Here is a 17,465-nt window from a genome sequence, read left to right as displayed (position 1 = left end):
GTGTAGATGACGGCAGCGTTGGTCCAGTGAGATGTGTCACTGGCACCGTGGGTGACGCGGTTGGATCATTGCGTCCGACCTCCTCATTACCTGAGGGTTTCCTGACGGCAGACCCAATATGCTTCCTTCTGGTCGGCGAACTCTCATAGCCTGGCCCTGCATCGGAATTCCTGAAGCTTCCCTTACCATCGACTGCCGTGCGAGAAAGACAGGTTCAGATGTCTATAGAAAACTCTTTCACCAAGTCTGTGTATGCCGGGCTCGCAACCTTGATGGTGGCCGGGCTGTCGTCCGTCGGCGTGACACCAGCAACAGCAGCCTCCGCACGCGTGCTGCCGAAGAGTGAGCTGACCTCGCTGGTCGATCTCGCTGCCGAGCGGATCCTGCTCGCTGACAAGGTTGCCGCCGCCAAGTTCGGCACGACCGTGCCGATTGAAGACCCAGTACGGGAACAGCAGGTACTGGATCAGGCCGCAGCACTCGCCGCCGACGCGGGGATAGACCCGGAAGGGACTGCGGATTTCTTTCGGGCGCAGATAGAGATGAGCAAGTTCGTGCAGCAGGGACTCCACGACCTCTGGACCGAACATCCGGAATTGGCACCGGTCGAGCGCCCTGATTTGGCCACTGAAGTGCGTCCTGCGCTGGACCGGATCACCGTCGAGTTCATCGATCAACTGGTCCGTACGGAGGATCTGCGCGGCTCAACTCTGCGATGCAAGGCCTCGCTGATCCTGGCCAAGGAGCAGGTCAACCGCCGGTACGACCTCGACCGGTTGCACGGCCGTGCCCTGCGGGGCGCGATTGAGCCGGTCTGCACGTGACAGCAAGGAGTAGGCGACTGGCCGAGCGCCGTCGGCACGCCCCACGGGCACGCGACGGTACGGTCTCACCGGTACGCCGGGCGCTGGCAAGACATCGATCCTGCGGTGCCTGGCTTGCTTGGTCACCGAGGTCGTCGACGCGGCGGCGACCGGCGAGCCTTCTGCTGGATGTGCGGCGCCGAGTCCACACCTGGCCCACAGCTGATCTCGATGTGCTTCGCCCGGGGCGGTCATGCGCCGCCTTCCGTTTTCCGGACCGCTCGCCCGGCAGAGCCCCGTCTTGGAGCTGGACACTCGGCTGGGTGGCCGGTGTAGGTGTGCGCGGCAGTCGCTCGCGTGGTGCACGTAAGCCAACTCCTGACCGTCAAGGGGGGATTGCGTGCGAGGGCGTCGCGCAGTCTCGGGATCAGGCGTCGAGCCACTCGAGGCCAGGGGAATCCTCGTGGCGGCGTTGGTCCTGGCCGCTGCGGTGATCACGTGGCTCGCGGTGTGGATCGGCGGCGATGCCCAGAAGCTGGTGGCGGGTCAGTCGGCCACGATGCGCAGGGTGACGCGGTGTGCGGCAGGCGGTGGGCAGGCACTGCCCACCGTCCAGCTGTGGCGGTCCCGGGTGTTCGCGGATGGCCGCACCGGCGTCGGTGACATCACCACAGGCAGGAGCGGCGTGTCCGTGGGTGACACGGTCTTCACCACGCATCCGTGGAGTCGGCCATACGCCCGTTCCCGCCCCCGCCGGAGGTGACGACGGCCATGACAGCGATCAGGGCGATCAGGGCAGTGACAGCTGTCGCGAGGAGTGCGGCGTCGCTCCGGGGCGGGGTGCCGGGCAGGGCGGGTCCCAGGAGCAGCCGTTGTGTATCGATGCGGTTCCTTCTCACCACCGGCGCGTTCCGTGGTGGCTCAGTCGGTGCCCGGCAGCCGCAGCGTGGCGACGGCTCCCCCGTCTGAGGCGTTGGCGAAGGACAGCTCTGCCCCGATGACCTGGGCCTGGCCGAGAGTGATGGTCAGTCCCAGACCGTGGCCTGTGCCGCGCTCACTCGCCCCGGTGCGGAACCGCTGGGGCCCCTCCGCCAGCAGCTCGCGCGGGAAGCCCGGCCCGTGGTCCCGCACGGTCACACCGGCCCCGGTCACCGTGACCTCGACGGGCGGACAGCCGTGCCGGTGGGCGTTGACGACCAGGTTGGACACGATTCGGTCCAGTCGCCGTGGGTCGGTCACCACCGGCTGGACGGCGGATGTGGTCAGCCGCACGTCCAGGCCGGTACGGGCCACCGCTTCGGTGACCACCTCGGCCAACGGCACCGGTCGCGGCTCGGCCCGCTCGGCGCCCGCGTCGAGCCGGGAGATCTCCAGCAGGTCCTCTACCAGGGCCCGCAACACCGCCACCCGGTCCTGAACCAGCTCGGTGGCCTCCCCCGGTGGCAGGAGTCCGCTCGCGGTGACCAGGCCCATCAGCGGGGTACGCAGTTCATGGGCCACGTCGGCGGTGAAACGCTGTTCGGCCAGCAGCCGCTCACGCAGGCTGTCGGCCATGAAGTCGACGGTGGCCGAGATCGCGGCGATCTCGTCCCCGCCCCGCCGGGTCGCGGTCCTGACGGTCAGCTCACCGGCCGCCACCCGTCGCGCGGTGCGGGCCACCCGCCGCAGTCGGCGGTTGGGCAGCTCAGCGGCCAGCGCCGACAACGGCACCACCACGGCCAGCGCGACCAAGGAGTACTTCCACATGTGCCGGTCCAGGGCGCGGCGGGTGAGCAGGTCGGAGGTCATGTCGGCTTCCATCGCCACCGGGTGGCCGTGGTAGGTCTCAGCTGCCCACATCGCGGGATGGTCGCCAGGGCTGTCCCCGTCGTACCAGGTCGCGGTTCCGTGGTCGTGGTCCCGCTGGTTCTCGAGGCGGTCCAGGAGTTGTTCGGGGATGGCCTCAGGCCATGTGACCAGCCCTTCCGGCGGGACGCCGTCCCTCTCGTAGTCTTTCAGGGCCTGGGCGAGCTGGGTCATCGCTCTGGCCTCGCCGTCGTTCATCGACCGCTCCAGGGTGCTGCGGTGGACCAGTACGCCCACCGTCAGCGCGATGGTGCAGCAGGCCACCGCGACGAGCAGGGCGATCTTCCAGCGCAGGGAGCGCCAGTTGAGCAGGTAGCGCACTGTTTCCATGTCAGGGCCGCAGCTTGTAGCCGAACCCGCGGACGGTCTCGATCCGCTCGGGTCCGATCTTCTTGCGCAGCCGCTGTACGCACAGGTCGACCACCCGGCTGTCACCGTCCCAGCCGTAGTCCCACACGTTGCGCAGCAGTGTCTGGCGGTCCAGCACGATGCCGGGGTGGGCGGCGAACTCCAGCAGCAGCCGCAGTTCGGTCGGGGCCAGCGCCACCGGTACCTCCGCCCGGAAGACCTCAAGTCCCGCCGGGTCGATGGTCAGGTCCCCGAAGCGCAGCCGCGCACGCTCCTGGCGCACGGCGGGCCGGGACTCCGCCGCGGACTCGGTGGTCGTGGACGTGGCCGGGGTCCCGGGCACCGCGGTCGGGGCGAACGTGGCCCGCCGCAGCAGCGAACGGATCCGGGCCACCAGCACGGAGGTGTCCACCGGCTTGACGACGTAGTCGTCGGCGCCCGCCTCCAGGCCGGACACCACGTCCAGGGCGTCGCCGCGCGCCGACATCATCAGGATCGGGGCCATGCTGGTCTCCCGGATCCGCCGACACAGCCCGATGCCGTCCAGTTCGGGCAGCATCACGTCCATCAGCAGCAGGTCATGTCCACCGCTCCGGAACAGCTCCAGACCTGTCAGCCCGTCCCCGGCCGTCGTGACCCGGTAGCCGTAGCGCTCCAGCGCCATCGCGACCGCCCTGCGGATCACCTCGTCGTCCTCGACCAGGAGGACCGCGACGGGCGCTGGAAGCCTCTCACCAGCGGCTGAATGCGTCATCATCACCCATCCATGCGAAGGGCCGGACGTCTTGTCATGCCCTCAGGAACTGCCACCGCAATATAGCTCCCGACGTCGGCGGTCCTGTCGTGGTAGCGGTCACGGGTGCGGCGGGCCGCTCTGCGGTATCCCTTGCCCGCGCACCGACGAGAACGGCCCGACACGAGGTGGGACATCTGACGCAGTCCTCCTGTGCCTGCTACCGGGCGCGGGCCTCGCACGGCGCGTGCGTCAGGACTGATACACGGCCGAGCGGTTGTCGAGACGTGTCGGATACGCGGACGAGGCCGCCCGGAGGACTGCTGGGTCCAAGATCGAGGCCGGAGGGTGCGGCCGGGTGCTGTCGCGCCGTGCGAGCCGCCGGAGCGAGAACCGGTGGCGGACGAAAGGGGATTCACGCGTGCGCAGGTTCAAGGGTCTCAGGACGGCTGCCGTCCTGACGACGGGGATCGCGGTGACCGCGACCCTGATGGCTGCCCCGTCGGCGCAGGCCGTCGTGGGGGGCAGCGAGTCAACCCGGGCCTACTCGTTCATGGGCTCTTTCCAGCCTGCCTATCCGGCGCCGCCGCGCTCGGACGGGCATGGGTGCGGGGTGATGGTCCTCGCACCGCGATGGGTTCTGACCGCCAGTCACTGTGCCGGTAAGAACCCGACCAACGCGAAGGCGGGTGTCCCCCGTGGCTGGAAGGTCCGGGTCGGGTCCCTGGACACCACGTCTGGAGGCGAGGTCGCCGAAGTCGACCATTACTACCGGCTGGCGACCAGCCTCGACGAGGGGGGGTTTTGGGGCCGGGACGTGGCGTTGATGCACTTACGGACACCGGTTCGGGCCAAGCCGGTGCCGATTGCCTCGGCCACGCCGCCGGACAACTCGCCCGTTCGCATCATGGGGTGGGGTATGACCTGCGACGACAGCGACAACGCGGCGTGTTTTCCCACCCGGTTGCGGGAGGCTGACACCGTGGTACAGCCGGTCTCGGCGTGTCCGTCAGCCATGCCCAGCGGTGAGTTGTGCGTGGGTGACGCTGACGGCCGCGTCGCCGCGTCGAACATGGACTCCGGTGGGCCGGCGCTGGTCCGCGAAGGGGGCCGGTGGGCGGTGGCCGGTTTGGTCAGCGGCCCCGACGAAAGCGGCAAGACGCTGTACACCGATGTCACCCGGTACACCGACTGGATCAACGGCATCATCACCGGCACCGACGTGCCCCCCGATGACCACATTCCGAATGTGGAAGGCGCCACGGATCTGGGCAACTGCGTGGGGTCAGTGATCAGCACTCCGGCCTCCCGGCCGCGGGACCGGGCGTTGTTGCTGACCAACGGTCACTGCGTACAGGGGCGGCTGCCCGCACCCGGCGCCGCACTGGTGGACCAGCCCGCCGACCGTGAGGTGCCGATCGCCGACCCTCAGGGTTACCCCCGGACCACCGGCCGCGCCGATCGATTGGTGTACGCGACGATGACAGGCACCGACATCGCGCTCTACCGTCTGGACAAGACCTACGCGCAGTTGAAGGCCGAGCGTGCGAAGGTCTTCCGGCTCGCTTCCACCGCAGTGCGTGCAGGCGATCCGCTGACCTTGGCCTACAGCGGCGGTCGGCTTGACTGCACCGCCGAGGCCGTGGTCACGCACCTGCGGGAGGGCGGCTACCAGCAGGACGACTCGATCCGCTACGCCGCCGACGAGGGCTGCACCCCCTGGCACGGCACGTCCGGTTCGGCGCTGCTGGCGCCCGATGGAACCACGATCGTGGGCATCCACAACACCCATAACGACGCCGGTGAGCAATGCACCGACAACAATCCCTGTGAGGTGGACCAGGGTGGAGCCGTGGCCTCCGTGCAGGGCCGCAGCTACGGCCAGCAGGTTCACCTGCTCGGGGCCTGCCTGACCGCGGGATCACAACTGGATCTGTCCCGGCAGGGTTGCACCCTCAGCGGTGCGCCGTCCCGTCCTGATCACCACGGCAGCCCTTCCGAGGGGCGCGGGCGGTAGCGACTTCGGTGTCCGGGATCACCGCGTCACCTCACCGCGGCGTCCGGCCTGGCGGCGTACGCCGCGGTGAACCGTTCGACGGCGTCCCAGAGTTCGCCTTCACGCTGCGGGTCGTACGGTCGGCCGGGTTCCCAGCCCGCGCGAGCATGGCCGGGAGACACAGTGAGCCTGTCCACGGCGCCGATCCGGCGCCCCGATGTGACGATGTCTCGCGCTGCTGCGGTGATGGGGCGCGGTCGCCGAGGACTTCCTGACGGGCATCTGCTGGGATCCCGTCGGCAGGACCCTCGTCCTCCCTCAGCAGCATCCCTGAACTCGGCTGCCGACTCAGCCGAGTTCAGGGATGCGGCGAAACCACCACGGCCAGCACCAGGCTGTGCTCACCCTGCGGCCAGCGCTGGAAACGCGATGGTCGCCCCTTGGAGGAGTACGCGGCCGTCGCCACGAAGGATCTGCGAGCCGATCGGCTCCAGGTCGGCACCGCCCTTTGCCGCGCTCCCGGATGCCAGCGCATCTGGCGCAGTTTAGTCACGGAACTGTGCACCACGGACCAAGGGCAGCAGCATCGCGCTCGTCCGCCGCAGCCGACGCCCCATTCACCTCGGCATGCCCCAAGTCCGCCAGCCCCGACGACCCGACTTCCAGTCAGGACCTAGTAGTACTTCGTTACATTGAGCGATTTTTCCTGGTGGTGGGCATCTTTGTGGTGTGAGGCTGGGGGAGGTGGAACGGTTCCGGGGCGAGTTACTGATCGTTTCAGCATGAAGTTCGTTGTGGGGCTTGGCAGTCGAATGTTGTGTCAGCAGGATCTGTCGGGTGTCTGCTGATCTTGTGCCTGACGACCTGTGGGGCACTCCACGAGCACATGGGGCAGGTCGAGTGCGGCAGGACAGAAGACCAAAAACGCCCCGAGCAGCGCGAGTGAGACGTCAGGCATCTCGATCAAACAGCCCGGGGGCCACGCTCTTTGCGGCTCGTGGGCCGTCACATGATCGGTGCCCACCTTCGAAGAAGCTCACGGATCAGAGTGGCGGCGGGCAGCAGGCAGCTGGATGATTGAGTTCCGGTGGTCTCCGCGAGCCGAATGACCTCAGGGTCGTGAGTGCCGAAATCGCACAGGACGCGACCGCCGCCGTGCAGGTAGACGACGACATTGCCGGCACCTGGCTGATACAGCCCCACCGGCACTCCGGCCATCGTCGTATCGGCGTAGGCAGGGCCGGTCCCTGTGTGTGCCGCGGCACGCACGGCGTGCTGCTTGACGCACCGTCGCCACGTCGGATCCGCCGGTGGCAGGGCTGAGCTGCGGCGTGCGTAGCAGCGGGGCTGCTGCTCATCAGCGATCGCGTTCTCCGGCATCGGCTCATGTCAGAAGCGTGCCCGTACCCGACATGCGTCAGGAGGACATGGAGGCGAGGAGCACCTCGGCCGTGGCCCGGGCTGCCTCGGCGGCAAGCCGGTCGCCGTCGGCGGCGGCGGCGAGGTTAGCGCCGTCGAAGAGCTGGACGAGTTGGGTGACCAGCCGCCGGGGGTTGGGACAACCGGATTCTACGACCGGGCCGGTGAACAGCTCGTGCAGCCAGACGCGGAACTTCTTGACGGCGAGGTCCTCGGTGCTGCCGGGCTGGGAGGAGGCGGCGGCGTGGTGGAAGGTGCAGCCGGCGAATCCCGGCTCGGCGAAGATCGGGCCGAGTGCGTCGAACACCGCGATGATCCGCGCGTACGGATCGGTTTCGCGGGCGACCGCCGCGTCGATGGCGGACACCCAGCGGGCGTGCTGGCGGAGCAGGTATTCCCGGACCAGGTCGTCCTTGCCGCCGAAGTTGTAGTAGAGCGAGCCCTTGGCGACGCCGGACTCCTCGAGGATCCGGTCGATGCCGACCGTGTGGATGCCCTCGGCGTAGAAGAGCCGGTCGGCGGTCTCGAGCAGGCGCTCACGTGCGGAACGCCTGCCCGAACCTGCCGTCGATGTCATGCCTCCATCGTACGGTCAGACCGCGGTGCGGCCTCCGTCCACCGCTATGGTGGCCCCGTTCACGTACGAGGCAGTCGGTCCGGCGAGGAAGGCGATCACCTCGCCGATCTCCTCGGGCTGGGCGACGCGGCCCAACGGGATGACGGGGATGAAGCTGTCGGCCGCCTCCTTGGGGACGCCGGGAGTGTAGACCGGGCCGGGTGCGACCGTGTTGACGCGCACGCCGGCCGGGCCGTACTCGGCAGCCCAGGAGCGGGTCAGCGAATTCACCGCCGCCTTGGTCGCCCCGTAGGCCGCGTTGTTGACGTCTCCGATCGTGCCTGCCGCGCTGCTCACGTTGATCACGCTGCCGCTGCCCCGTCCGGCCATTCGCGGGGCCAGGGCTGCGGTCAACAGGTACGTTCCGCGTACGTTGCTGTCGAACATCGCGTCGTATTGCTTGTCGTCGATGCTGGCGCTGGGGCCGAACGTGCCGGTTGCGGCGTTGTTCACCAGGACGTCCACCTCGCCTGCCTCGCGGACCAGCCGGGCCACGTCCTGCGGGTCGCTGATGTCCGCGGCGACGAAGCGGGCTGCCCCGCCGTCCGCCTCGATCTCCTGGACCACTTCCGCTCCGCGCCGGGTATCGCGGCCGGTCACGATCACGGTCGCCCCCCGCGCGGCCAGTGTTCGCGCCGTCGCCTTGCCGATACCGGAGGTTGCTCCGGTGACGAGGGCCGTCTTGTCGGACAAATCGCTCATGACGTTCTCTCCTTTAGACAATCTTGTCTAAGAATTCTATTGGACAGATCTGTCCAATAGGCAGGGTGTTCCGGGTCACACCGCGGCTGCTCCGCCCGCACGGCGCCACCGCGGCGATGAAGCCTTCGGTGGCGAGCGGGCGTCGTGGAGTGCCAACCCGCGGCTCGCGTAGCGGAGTTTGCCCAGGTCCTTGATATTCGGGGCGCCCTTGCGGGAGATGACCGGCAGGATCAGCCGCTTGCGCAGTTCCTGCCGGTTGGGATTGGAGTCGTAGCCCTTGTCGCCGAGGAATGAGTAGGGGGGCGACGCGGGCGGCCGGGCCGTCCGGCCACGGGCGGGAAGCCATCGACAAGGGCTAGGGATCGGGTGCCGTCGTTGACGTTGGCAGCAGTCGTGATGATGTGCAGCGTGGTGCCCTTGCCGTCGCAGATCGGCTGGTGCCAGCTGCCCGTCTTCCGCCGGTCGACCGGCGGCGAACCGGTCGCGGCTCCCCCCTTTCGCGTGCGTGGGAGTCGCGCACATGGCAGCCGTCCACACACGCGCGGGTCATTGGCGGTGCGCGCCCCGAAGGCGCGATGTCCTTCGGGGCGCGCGACAGGGGTCCCGGTTCAAGCGTTGTAGCCACCGTGGGCGTCCAGCACCGCGCCCGTGACGTACGACGCGGCGGGCTCGCCAGGAAGGCGATCGCCGCGGCGATTTCCTCGGGGTGACCCATGCGTTGCAGAGACAGCGAGCTGACCAGGGCCTTGAGGATCTCGGGGGCCGGCCCTTCCATGCTGCCCTCCATCAGCCCGGCCTCCACGACGTTGGCCGTGATGTCCCGGGACCCGAGGTCCCGTGCGACCCCCATGGTGTACCTCTCGATCCCTGACTTGGTCGCCGAGTAGTCGGCAGCTCCCGGGACACCGACCCGGGAGCCCAGTCCGGAACTCACCGTGATGATGCGGCCGCCCGCGCGCAGCACTCGGGAGGCGGCCCGGATGACGGCGATCACGCCGAGGTGGTTGGTGGCGTGCATCCGGTCCAGTGCGGCGGTGTCGGCGTCCGGGTCGTCCAGAGCCCGTTCGCCGTACGGGCCTGGCGCCGTCTCGCCCACGAGCATGTGGACCATCCTCTGGTCGAGGACGCCGCCGCCGTCCAGGACAAACGAGCGTTCACCCTTCTCACCGACGCACTTCGCGACTCCGTACGGGAGCGGCCGCAGGTCGACGTACATCGGCAAGCGGACGGAGGCCCCGCTCACACGGTTTTCCTGGACGCATCGGCCGACGCCGACCTGATCGTCGTGGGTGCGTTGAGGCGGCACAGCCACTTCGGTCTGTAGCTCGGCAGGGTCGCCCACGCCCTGCAGGGAAAGGGGGAGGACGACGAGTGTCGGAGTGGACCTGGGAGTTGCGGATCGGTGTGCCCGACTCGGAGGGGTCACTGACCCGCGTCGTGCTGCCCGACCCGGGCCGTCACCGTCCCACCAGGAGAGACCTGCACGCTGCTACTGCCGGAGGACTGATTCACAGGGCTCGAGGTATCCACGGTTCGTCGACCGCCGACGCACTACGGAGGCTGTTCGGATCCGCAGGAGCCGCGCGTAGGCCGACAGGCCCGAACGGCGTACCCCGACCAGCCCCTGGGGAGGGCCCACGGCCGCTGGATGCTCAGAGTATCGAGAGGTTTCGAGGAGGCACGTGATGACGGACGGCGAGCGCAGTCGCCCCATGGTTCACGCCCTGCTCGCGGACGGCACGACTGTGTCCATCCGGGCCGTGACGCCGCGAGATCACGAACAGCTGCAAAGGTTGTACGAGGAGATGTCCACGGAGAATCTCCGGCCGCGGTTCTTCGCCGCGGTCCGGCGCTCCGCCACGATGGTGGCCGACCGGGCCTGCGCGCCGCCGCGCCCCGGATACCGAGTGCTGCTGGCAGAGACGCAAGGCCAGGTGATCGGCCTGGCCGAGTACGAGACCGGTGACGACAAGGCATCGGCCGAGATCTCCATCGCCGTGGCCGAGGGACTGCACCACCGGGGCGTCGGTACCCTCCTCGTCGAGCATCTGGTCTCGGCTGCCCGAGCGGAGGGCATCAGCACGTTCACCGCTGACGCGCTCAGCGAGAATCGCGAAGTGCTCCGGCTCTTCGCCGATTTGGGACTGCGCACAGCCCGTCACTTCGAGGGCCCAGAGGTGCGCTGCACCATCGAGCTTGCTGAGGACGAGGCGTACCTGTCGACGGTGGAGACACGTGGCCGGGCTGCGGATGTGGCCAGCCTGGTGCCACTGCTGCGGCCGGAGACAGTAGCGGTGGTCGGTGCCGGGCGACGGCCAGGGTCGGTGGGACGGGCTCTCCTGCACCATCTGTACGCGGGTGGTTTCACAAGGCTGCTCTTCGCCGTGAACCCGAACGTCACGTCGGTGCTGGGTGTGCCGTGCCATCCCTCGGTGAGCGCGCTGCCCAAGGTCCCCGATCTCGCGGTCCTCGCGGTGCCCGCGGCGGCGCTCCCCGCGACCGCGGGGAGCGTGGCAAGGCCGGAGTGCGGGCACTCGTCGTCTCCTCCGCCGGGCTCGACGGAGACCAGGCTCAGGCGTTGCTGGCGGCGTGCCGGACGTACGGCATGCGGTTGGTAGGCCCCAACTGCCTGGGCATCTCCAACACCGATCCGGAACTCTGCCTCGACGCCACCTTCGCGGCCGCTCATCCGAGCCCCGGCACGGCAGGCGTCGCTGTGCAGTCCGGTGGGGTGGGCATCGCCCTGCTCGAGGGGCTGTCCCGGCTCGGCATCGGTGTCTCGTCTTTCGTCTCGCTCGGCGACAAGTACGACGTCAGCGGTAACGACATGCTCCAGTGGTGGGAGAGCGACGGCCGCACCGATCTCGCCCTGCTGCACCTGGAGTCGTTCGGCAGCCCGCGCGCGTTCTCCCGCACCGCCCGGCGCGTGACCCGCCGGATGCCGGTGCTGACCGTCGACGCCGGTCGCACCGACGCGGGCCGGCGTGCCGCCGCCCGGTCGGTCGGCGAACTTTTGGAAACCGCCGCCCTGATGCACTCCCAGCCACTCCCAGTGGGCACCCGTATGGTGATCGTCACCAACGCGGGCGGTGCGGGTGTCCTGGCCGCCGACGCCTGCGCGGAGGCGGGGCTTTCCCTGCCGCAGCTCAGCCCCGACACGGTGGACGCCTTGCTCGCCGTGTTGCCCGACGGAGCCGCCGTCGGCAACCCCGTGGATGCCACCGCCGCCGTTACGGAGGAGCAGCTCAGGGACTGCGTGGACAGGATCATGCGGTGTCCGGAGGCCGACGCCGTACTTGCTGGTCCTTGTTCCCACCGCGGTCGCCGAGGCGACCGGCGACGACCTGATCCGGTCCTCACTGACGGTCCCGGACCCCGGGCACGGCCGGTCGCCGCCGTACGGCTCGAACAGGACCTGCCCGTCAGGCTGCTGCCGGCCACGGACGGCGGCACCATCCCCTCGTACGCCGAACCCGGGGCGGCGGCAAGGGCGTTGGCGCATGCGGCCCGCCGTTCGGCGTAGCCAAGTCGCCCGGCCGGGACGATCCCGACGTCGGCCCAGGTCGACACGGCTCGCGCGCACGCGGTCGCCGAGGCGTACCTGACCGCGCACGCGGGCGGCGGCTGGCTCGATCCGCGCACCTGCGCCGAACTGCTCGCCTGCTACGGCATCCCATAACTGCCCTGGGTTTGGGCCGAGACCGAGGACGACGCCGTCGTGGCCGCCGATCGGCTGCGCGGTGCTGATGGCCGGGTGGTCCTGAAGGCACACTGGCCGGGCCTGCTCCACAAGAGTGAACAGCGCGCCATTCGTCCCGATCTCCAGGGCGATGCCCAAGTGCGTGCCGCCTTCCGGGACTTCGGGTCACGGTCGCCGGGCTCATGACCGGAGTGGTGGTCCAGCCGCTCGCCGCGCGCGGCACCGAACTGTTCGCGGGCGTGGTGCAGGACCAAGTTGTCGGCCCGCTCGTGCTCTTCGGGCTCGGCGGCACCGCGACCGAGGTCCTCGCCGACCATGCCGCACGGCTCGCGCCGCTGACCGACCACGACGTGCATGACCTGATCACCGCACCGCGCTGTGCTCCGCTGCTGTTCGGTGCGTACGGCGGCGGACCGGTCGACCTCGAAGGGCTGCTCCTGCGCCTGTCCCGGATGGCGAGCGACCTGCCGCAGCTCGCCGAAGCCGACTTCAACCCCGTCCTGGCGACCGCGGGCGAGGCGGAACGGTGGGTACGTGTCCGTCATCAGCACGGCGTAGGCGGTGACGCGCAGGACCCACCGGTTGAGGCCGATGATCAGGTCGAACAGGTCCTTCGGATACTTCTCGGTGAAGGCCAGGATCACGGCCGCGATGATCGTCAGTACGCCGATCAGCCCGCCGGACCACCAGCTGAGGTGGGCGCCGCCGAGGAAGAAGCCGATGACCATGTAGTGCGGGATGGCAAGGAGCCACCACTTCACCAGCACCAGGCCGCGGGAGAGCCGCACCGGGTAGGCGATGTCCAGTCGGGCCGGGTAATCCGCAAGCCCTAATACTCCAGCTGTAGATCGTGATCTTGATCGCGGTGCGGCCGCCGCGCGTTGAGCGGTCTCATGCTGGAATGGGCGTCTCGCGGGTCACTTGCTCGAGCCGGCGATGACGATGTCGATGGCGCTGGCGTCTGGCCCCGGTGCGTTCACGGCGACGCGTACGTTGAACTGACCGCGGTCGCCCACTCGGTGCACGAAGCGGGTCTGCTGCTCGACATCGCCGACTGCGATGCGCCCGTCGGACAGCAGGAGGGTGCCGTCGAAGACGGTGGCGAACGCCGGGTCCGGGCGTTGGACCTGCGGGTCATCAGACGGTGTGAAGAGACGCACCTTGATCAGCCCTCTCTGGGGTCGAACCCGGACGGCCACGTGGGTGTCGCAACTGGCTGCAGGCGCGGCGTCCAGAGCGAGGGAAAGTGGCACCCAGTCGGTTGCCCCGAGGTGCAGAACGGGGTGATTGACGTAGATGTCGACGCCGGCGATCTGCATGGTGTTCCTCCTGCCCGGTATGGCTGCGGCCACCGTTGATCATCAGTGTGTGAAGACAAACGATCATGCGGTGGCCGCAGGTCACAGCGTAGACCCTGCCCGCTGGCAGGCAGGGTTCGAGGGCCTGATGGGACGCATAGCCGGACGGTTCGCGCGGGTGGAGGCCCGGCGCCGGGCGGGACGGCTGGTGCTCGGGCTGCTGTCGGACCTGCCGCGCAAGAACTGCTGGACGATCGCCGAGTGGGCCGGGGAAGCGACACCGCATGGCATGCAGCATCTGCTGTGCCGGGCGTCCTGGGACGCCGACGCGGTTCGGGACGACGTACGAGACTATGTCGTGGAGCAGCTGCACGATGAGCGGGCAGTCCTCGTCGTCGACGAGACCGGCGACCTGAAGAAGGGCACCCACACGGTCGGGGTGCAGCGTCAATACACGGGCACTGCGGGCCGGATCGAGAACTCTCAGGTCGCTGTCTACCTCGTCTACGCGGGAGCGCGCGGGCACGCGGCGGTGGACCGTGAGCTCTATATCCCGCGTTCGTGGACATGCGAGCCGGACCGCTGCCGGGCCGCTGGCCTCCCAGAGGACACAGCCTTTGCGACCAAGCCGGAGCTGGCCAGCCGTATGATCGGCCGGTTCCTCGACGCCGGACACCGCGTGGACTGGGTCACGGGCGACGAGGTCTACGGCGGCAACCCGCGTCTGCGGACCGCACTGGAAGAACGTGGGGTCGGCTTCGTGTTGGCCGTCGCCTCCTCGGCGGGCGTCATCACGGGAGCGGGCAAGTTCCGGGCCGACGCGCTGGCCGCGAAGGTGCCCAAGCGGGCCTGGCAGAAGCTGTCGGCTGGGGCCGGGGCCAAAGGGCACCGCTTCTACGACTGGGCAGTCATCGACTTGGCCGACTCCGGACCGAATCATCACCAACTGCTGATCCGACGCAACCGTACAACCGGCGAACGGGCCTACTACCGTTGCTCCTCGCCCGCTCCGGCACCCCTTGCCACGCTGGTCCACGTCGCCGGGTCGAGATGGAGAGTTGAGGAGACGTTCCAATCGGGGAAGGGTCTTGCGGGACTGGACGAGCACCAGGTGCGCCGCTTCACCTCCTGGTCGCGCTGGGTCACCCTGGCCATGCTCGCGCACGCTTTCCTGGCGGTCACCCGTGCGGCAGAACATGCCCGCCATCCCGCTCCGGACGGGTTGGTCCCGCTCACCTGCAACGAGATCCAGCGACTGTTCACGGCACTCGTTGAACCCGCGCCCGATGCGGTCCGCCGGCTGCGCTGGTCCCTCTGGCGGCGCCGCCACCAGGCCCGATCCAGAACCAGCCACTACCACCGACAAGCCGCCGATCAGACATGAAGATCACGATCTACAGCTGGAGTACTAAGGGCTCGCAGAAGAACAACTTGCGGGCGAGTGACGCGCTGACCTGCGGAGTCAAGTCGCAAAACCCGCAAGTTAATTCTCTGCAGGCCCTAACTACCCGGCCTTGGGAGAGGCTCCTGGACCGACGACGGTGAGGTGCATGAGGTGCACTCGCTCAAGCGTCGCGCGGCAAGCGTGACGCGGCCTGTTCCCGCCGCAATTCGTACGCATGCTGGGTGCCCGTGTGAAACGGTTCGACGTGGCACCTGACGGCCGACTCTTTCGGAAGCAGGCCGGCAACTACGTGGACGCTGCCGTTTACGGCATCACGTGGGCGCGGGCCCGGGAGCACGCCCCGACTCGTACTGAGCGGACTTCTCGCCTGGCCGAGTGACCTTACGATCTCCGGCACGCCGGGATCTCGTTCCGGCTCTGCTCCGGAGTGGACCCGGCCGAATGCGCCCGCCGCGCCGGCCAGAGCATCGAGGTTCTCCTCCGCCACTACGCCAAGTTCCTCGACGGCGTTCGGGAGCAGGCGAACCGCCTCATCGAGCAGTCCATGAACGAGTGGCAGCGCGTCAGCCAAGGTGACGCACCCGAGGGCTGAACCGGGGGGCCGTGACTGGTCCGGAAGCACTGGTCGGGAGGGGTGCAGCTGTGGGAGGAAGCGGGAGTTGGCGCGCGAGCCGGGCTCGGTCGAGAGCGGGCTGAGCGAAAGGCGCCTGATGGGTGAAAGTCCAGGTCAGGCGCCTTTTTGTGCGTCTGGAAGAAGCCCGGCTTCTTCGGCGAGTACGACACCAGCAGATTCTTCGTCTGCTAGTGGTACACACTCACCGGCGCTTCTGACCTGCGGCAAAGCGTGGAATCGTCTGCTGCTGAGCCGAGTCGGTCCGCACCTGGTCCGGATCTTGGTCCGTGATCTGTGGTGTTCGCGTGCGATTCCTGCGGTACGACATGGCACCCCAGGCCAACGGCGGGTGACTCAGTCGTGCCGTTCTCCCGCGCGTACCAGACCGGTCTCGTAGGCGATGACGACCAGCTGAGCCCGGTCGCGGGCGCCGAGCTTGACCATGGCGCGGTTGGCATGGATCTTGACGGTGACCGGGGTGACGAAGAGGCGTTCGGCGATCTCGTCATTGGCCAGGCCCGAGCCCACCAGAGTCAGCACTTCTCGTTCCCGGGGAGTCAGCGTGGTCAGGCGCTCGGTGTCGACGAGGTCGCTGGGGAGGGCTGGGCGAGGACGCGGGCGGTGAGGCCCTTGGTCGCTGCCGGGGAGAGCAGCGCCTCACCGGCGGCCACGAGGCGGACGGCGTGGAGCAGGTGCTCCGGTCCGACCCCCTTGCCGAGGAAGCCGCTCGCCCCGGACCGGAGGGACTCGACGACTAGTGAGCCGGTCTTGAGGTCGCGTCTCGCCACATGAGTCGTGTCCTGTTTCAGATCACGGGTGTGCTGCTGACAGCTCCGGTGGCGTGCGGTCTGCTGGTGTGACAGCAGGCTGGAGCCGCTGGTGTTATCCGATGCTGAGCGGCTGACGTTGCAGGGGTGGGCCAAGCGCCGGGCAACCGCGCAGGGTTTGGCGAAACGGGCACGGATCGTGCTCGCGTGCGCCGACGGGCTGAGCAATACCGCGGTGGCCGCACGGTTGGAGACCGACCGTAAGACAGTGGCCCGGTGGCGAGGCCGGTTCCTGCGCGACCGGCTCGGCGGTCTGAGTGACGAGCCGCGCCCGGGAGTGCCGCGCACCATCACCGATGCCCAGGTGGAGGAGGTGGTGGTGCGGACCCTGGAGGAGGTCCCGGCCGGGGCGACGCACTGGTCGAAGCGGGAGCTGGCCAGACGGGTGGGGATCTCGCCCACGAGCGTGCTGCGGATCTGGCGGGCGTTCGGGCTGCAGCCATGGCGGACGGAGACCTTCAAGATCTCCCCGGACCCGCTCCTGATCGACAAGATCCGCGACGTGGTGGGACTGTATCTGGCCCCGCCGGCGAACGCGGCGGTGTTCGCGGTGGACGAGAAACCGCAGATCCAGGCCCTTGAGCGGACGGCGCCGGTGCTGCCGATGATGCCAGGGGTGCCGGAGCGGCGAAGCTTCGACTACGTGCGGCACGGCACCGTGGACCTGTTCGCCGCCCTGAACACCGCCACCGGCAAGGTGATCGGGAAGCTGTCCGCGCAGCACCGGGCCGTGGACTTCCGGGACTTCCTCGACGAGATCGACCGCCAGAGCGAACCCGGCCTGGCGGTCCACGTGATCTGCGACAACCTCTGCGCACACAAGGCACCGGTGGTGCGCAAGTGGCTGCTCGCGCACCCCCGCTTCGAGCTGCATTTCACGCCCACGTACTCGTCATGGATCAACCAGGCCGAGCGGTGGTTCGCCGAACTGGAACGGCGCTGCCTCGAACGCGGCGTGTTCTGCTCCCTCGACGAACTCAAGACTGCGCTCGAAGACTGGATCAAGACCTGGAACGAGGACGCCCGGCCGTTCAAGTGGACCAAGACCGCCGACCAGATCATCGACCGGATCTGCCGCTACTGCGACAGGATCTCCGGACCAGGACACTAGCTCGTCCTCCTCGAACGTGGTCAGGACGAGAACCCTGACCCCTCCACCT

General features: G+C 68.6%; 13 protein-coding genes and 3 pseudogenes. 7 read left to right on the top strand and 9 right to left on the bottom strand.

Annotated elements, in window-relative coordinates:
- Window positions 1-197: 197 nt before the first annotated feature.
- Window positions 198-824 (top strand): gamma subclass chorismate mutase AroQ, encoded by a 627-nt coding sequence (gene aroQ / locus ACFYO0_RS12510; RefSeq protein WP_388673996.1) that lies wholly within the window; start codon window positions 198-200, stop codon window positions 822-824.
- A 442-nt stretch (window positions 825-1,266) separates the two neighbouring features.
- On the top strand, window positions 1,267-1,566 hold the full coding sequence (locus ACFYO0_RS12505; protein WP_388673994.1) for a hypothetical protein: 300 nt from the start codon (window positions 1,267-1,269) through the stop codon (window positions 1,564-1,566).
- A 158-nt stretch (window positions 1,567-1,724) separates the two neighbouring features.
- On the opposite strand, the gene ACFYO0_RS12500 is transcribed toward ACFYO0_RS12505, so the two are convergent.
- Window positions 1,725-2,978 (bottom strand): ATP-binding protein, encoded by a 1,254-nt coding sequence (locus ACFYO0_RS12500; RefSeq protein ID WP_388673992.1) that lies wholly within the window; start codon window positions 2,976-2,978, stop codon window positions 1,725-1,727.
- A 1-nt stretch (window position 2,979) separates the two neighbouring features.
- Complete coding sequence (gene cseB / locus ACFYO0_RS12495; protein ID WP_388674262.1) at window positions 2,980-3,750, bottom strand: two-component system response regulator CseB; 771 nt, start codon at window positions 3,748-3,750, stop codon at window positions 2,980-2,982.
- A gap of 400 nt (window positions 3,751-4,150) precedes the next feature.
- Between cseB and ACFYO0_RS12490 the strand changes: the two genes are divergently transcribed.
- Window positions 4,151-5,746, top strand: a complete 1,596-nt coding sequence (locus tag ACFYO0_RS12490; RefSeq protein WP_388673990.1) for a trypsin-like serine protease — start codon at window positions 4,151-4,153, stop codon at window positions 5,744-5,746.
- Window positions 5,747-6,730: 984 nt separating this feature from the next.
- Here the strand turns inward: ACFYO0_RS12490 and ACFYO0_RS12485 are convergent.
- The 4 genes from ACFYO0_RS12485 to ACFYO0_RS12470 form a co-directional block, all read right to left on the bottom strand.
- The gene (locus ACFYO0_RS12485) at window positions 6,731-7,105 is read right to left on the bottom strand and encodes a hypothetical protein (protein WP_388673988.1); all 375 of its coding nucleotides are present in this window, start codon (window positions 7,103-7,105) and stop codon (window positions 6,731-6,733) included.
- A 37-nt stretch (window positions 7,106-7,142) separates the two neighbouring features.
- Window positions 7,143-7,721, bottom strand: a complete 579-nt coding sequence (locus ACFYO0_RS12480) for a TetR/AcrR family transcriptional regulator (protein WP_388673987.1) — start codon at window positions 7,719-7,721, stop codon at window positions 7,143-7,145.
- A gap of 15 nt (window positions 7,722-7,736) precedes the next feature.
- Window positions 7,737-8,462, bottom strand: coding sequence for an SDR family NAD(P)-dependent oxidoreductase (locus tag ACFYO0_RS12475; protein WP_388673985.1), 726 nt, complete (start codon window positions 8,460-8,462; stop codon window positions 7,737-7,739).
- 355 nt (window positions 8,463-8,817) lie between these two features.
- Entirely contained in the window at window positions 8,818-9,705 is an 888-nt protein-coding gene (locus ACFYO0_RS12470; RefSeq protein ID WP_388673983.1) for an SDR family NAD(P)-dependent oxidoreductase, read from the bottom strand.
- A gap of 442 nt (window positions 9,706-10,147) precedes the next feature.
- Between ACFYO0_RS12470 and ACFYO0_RS12465 the strand changes: the two are divergent.
- A pseudogene (locus tag ACFYO0_RS12465) lies at window positions 10,148-12,677 on the top strand (GNAT family N-acetyltransferase); the annotation flags it as partial.
- Here ACFYO0_RS12465 and ACFYO0_RS12460 read toward each other — a convergent pair.
- Together ACFYO0_RS12460 and ACFYO0_RS12455 are read right to left on the bottom strand one after the other, a co-directional pair.
- Window positions 12,669-12,983: pseudogene (locus ACFYO0_RS12460) on the bottom strand (DUF4389 domain-containing protein); the annotation flags it as partial. The pseudogenes ACFYO0_RS12465 and ACFYO0_RS12460 sit on opposite strands and share 9 nt — an antisense overlap.
- 96 nt (window positions 12,984-13,079) lie before the next feature.
- Window positions 13,080-13,481, bottom strand: coding sequence for a hypothetical protein (locus ACFYO0_RS12455; RefSeq protein ID WP_388673981.1), 402 nt, complete (start codon window positions 13,479-13,481; stop codon window positions 13,080-13,082).
- A gap of 127 nt (window positions 13,482-13,608) precedes the next feature.
- On the opposite strand from ACFYO0_RS12455, the gene ACFYO0_RS12450 reads away from it, so the two are divergent.
- Window positions 13,609-14,844: an IS701 family transposase gene (locus ACFYO0_RS12450; protein WP_388674260.1), complete on the top strand. Its 1,236-nt coding sequence runs from the start codon at window positions 13,609-13,611 to the stop codon at window positions 14,842-14,844.
- A gap of 448 nt (window positions 14,845-15,292) precedes the next feature.
- The gene (locus ACFYO0_RS12445; protein WP_388673979.1) at window positions 15,293-15,457 is read left to right on the top strand and encodes an integrase; all 165 of its coding nucleotides are present in this window, start codon (window positions 15,293-15,295) and stop codon (window positions 15,455-15,457) included.
- 375 nt (window positions 15,458-15,832) lie between these two features.
- Here the strand turns inward: ACFYO0_RS12445 and ACFYO0_RS12440 are convergent.
- Window positions 15,833-16,233, bottom strand: a pseudogene (locus ACFYO0_RS12440) (DNA-binding response regulator); the annotation flags it as partial.
- A gap of 112 nt (window positions 16,234-16,345) precedes the next feature.
- On the opposite strand from ACFYO0_RS12440, the gene ACFYO0_RS12435 reads away from it, so the two are divergent.
- Window positions 16,346-17,416, top strand: a complete 1,071-nt coding sequence (locus ACFYO0_RS12435) for an IS630 family transposase (RefSeq protein ID WP_388674258.1) — start codon at window positions 16,346-16,348, stop codon at window positions 17,414-17,416.
- Window positions 17,417-17,465: the final 49 nt, after the last annotated feature.

It is taken from the genome of Streptomyces sp. NPDC006365, assembly GCF_042870755.1.
In the GTDB taxonomy this organism is placed as follows: domain Bacteria; phylum Actinomycetota; class Actinomycetes; order Streptomycetales; family Streptomycetaceae; genus Streptomyces; species Streptomyces xiangluensis.
The sequence above is the reverse complement of the archived record's forward strand: the minus strand, read 5'-3'. Positions and strand labels throughout refer to the sequence as shown.

Coding starts and splice junctions, on each gene's coding strand:
- ACFYO0_RS12500 (WP_388673992.1), bottom strand. CDS start 2,978: ATGGAAACAGTGCGCTACCTGCTCAACTGGCGCTCCCTGCGCTGGAAG.
- cseB (WP_388674262.1), bottom strand. CDS start 3,750: ATGACGCATTCAGCCGCTGGTGAGAGGCTTCCAGCGCCCGTCGCGGTC.
- ACFYO0_RS12485 (WP_388673988.1), bottom strand. CDS start 7,105: ATGCCGGAGAACGCGATCGCTGATGAGCAGCAGCCCCGCTGCTACGCA.
- ACFYO0_RS12480 (WP_388673987.1), bottom strand. CDS start 7,721: ATGACATCGACGGCAGGTTCGGGCAGGCGTTCCGCACGTGAGCGCCTG.
- ACFYO0_RS12475 (WP_388673985.1), bottom strand. CDS start 8,462: ATGAGCGATTTGTCCGACAAGACGGCCCTCGTCACCGGAGCAACCTCC.
- ACFYO0_RS12455 (WP_388673981.1), bottom strand. CDS start 13,481: ATGCAGATCGCCGGCGTCGACATCTACGTCAATCACCCCGTTCTGCAC.
- ACFYO0_RS12450 (WP_388674260.1), top strand. CDS start 13,609: ATGGGACGCATAGCCGGACGGTTCGCGCGGGTGGAGGCCCGGCGCCGG.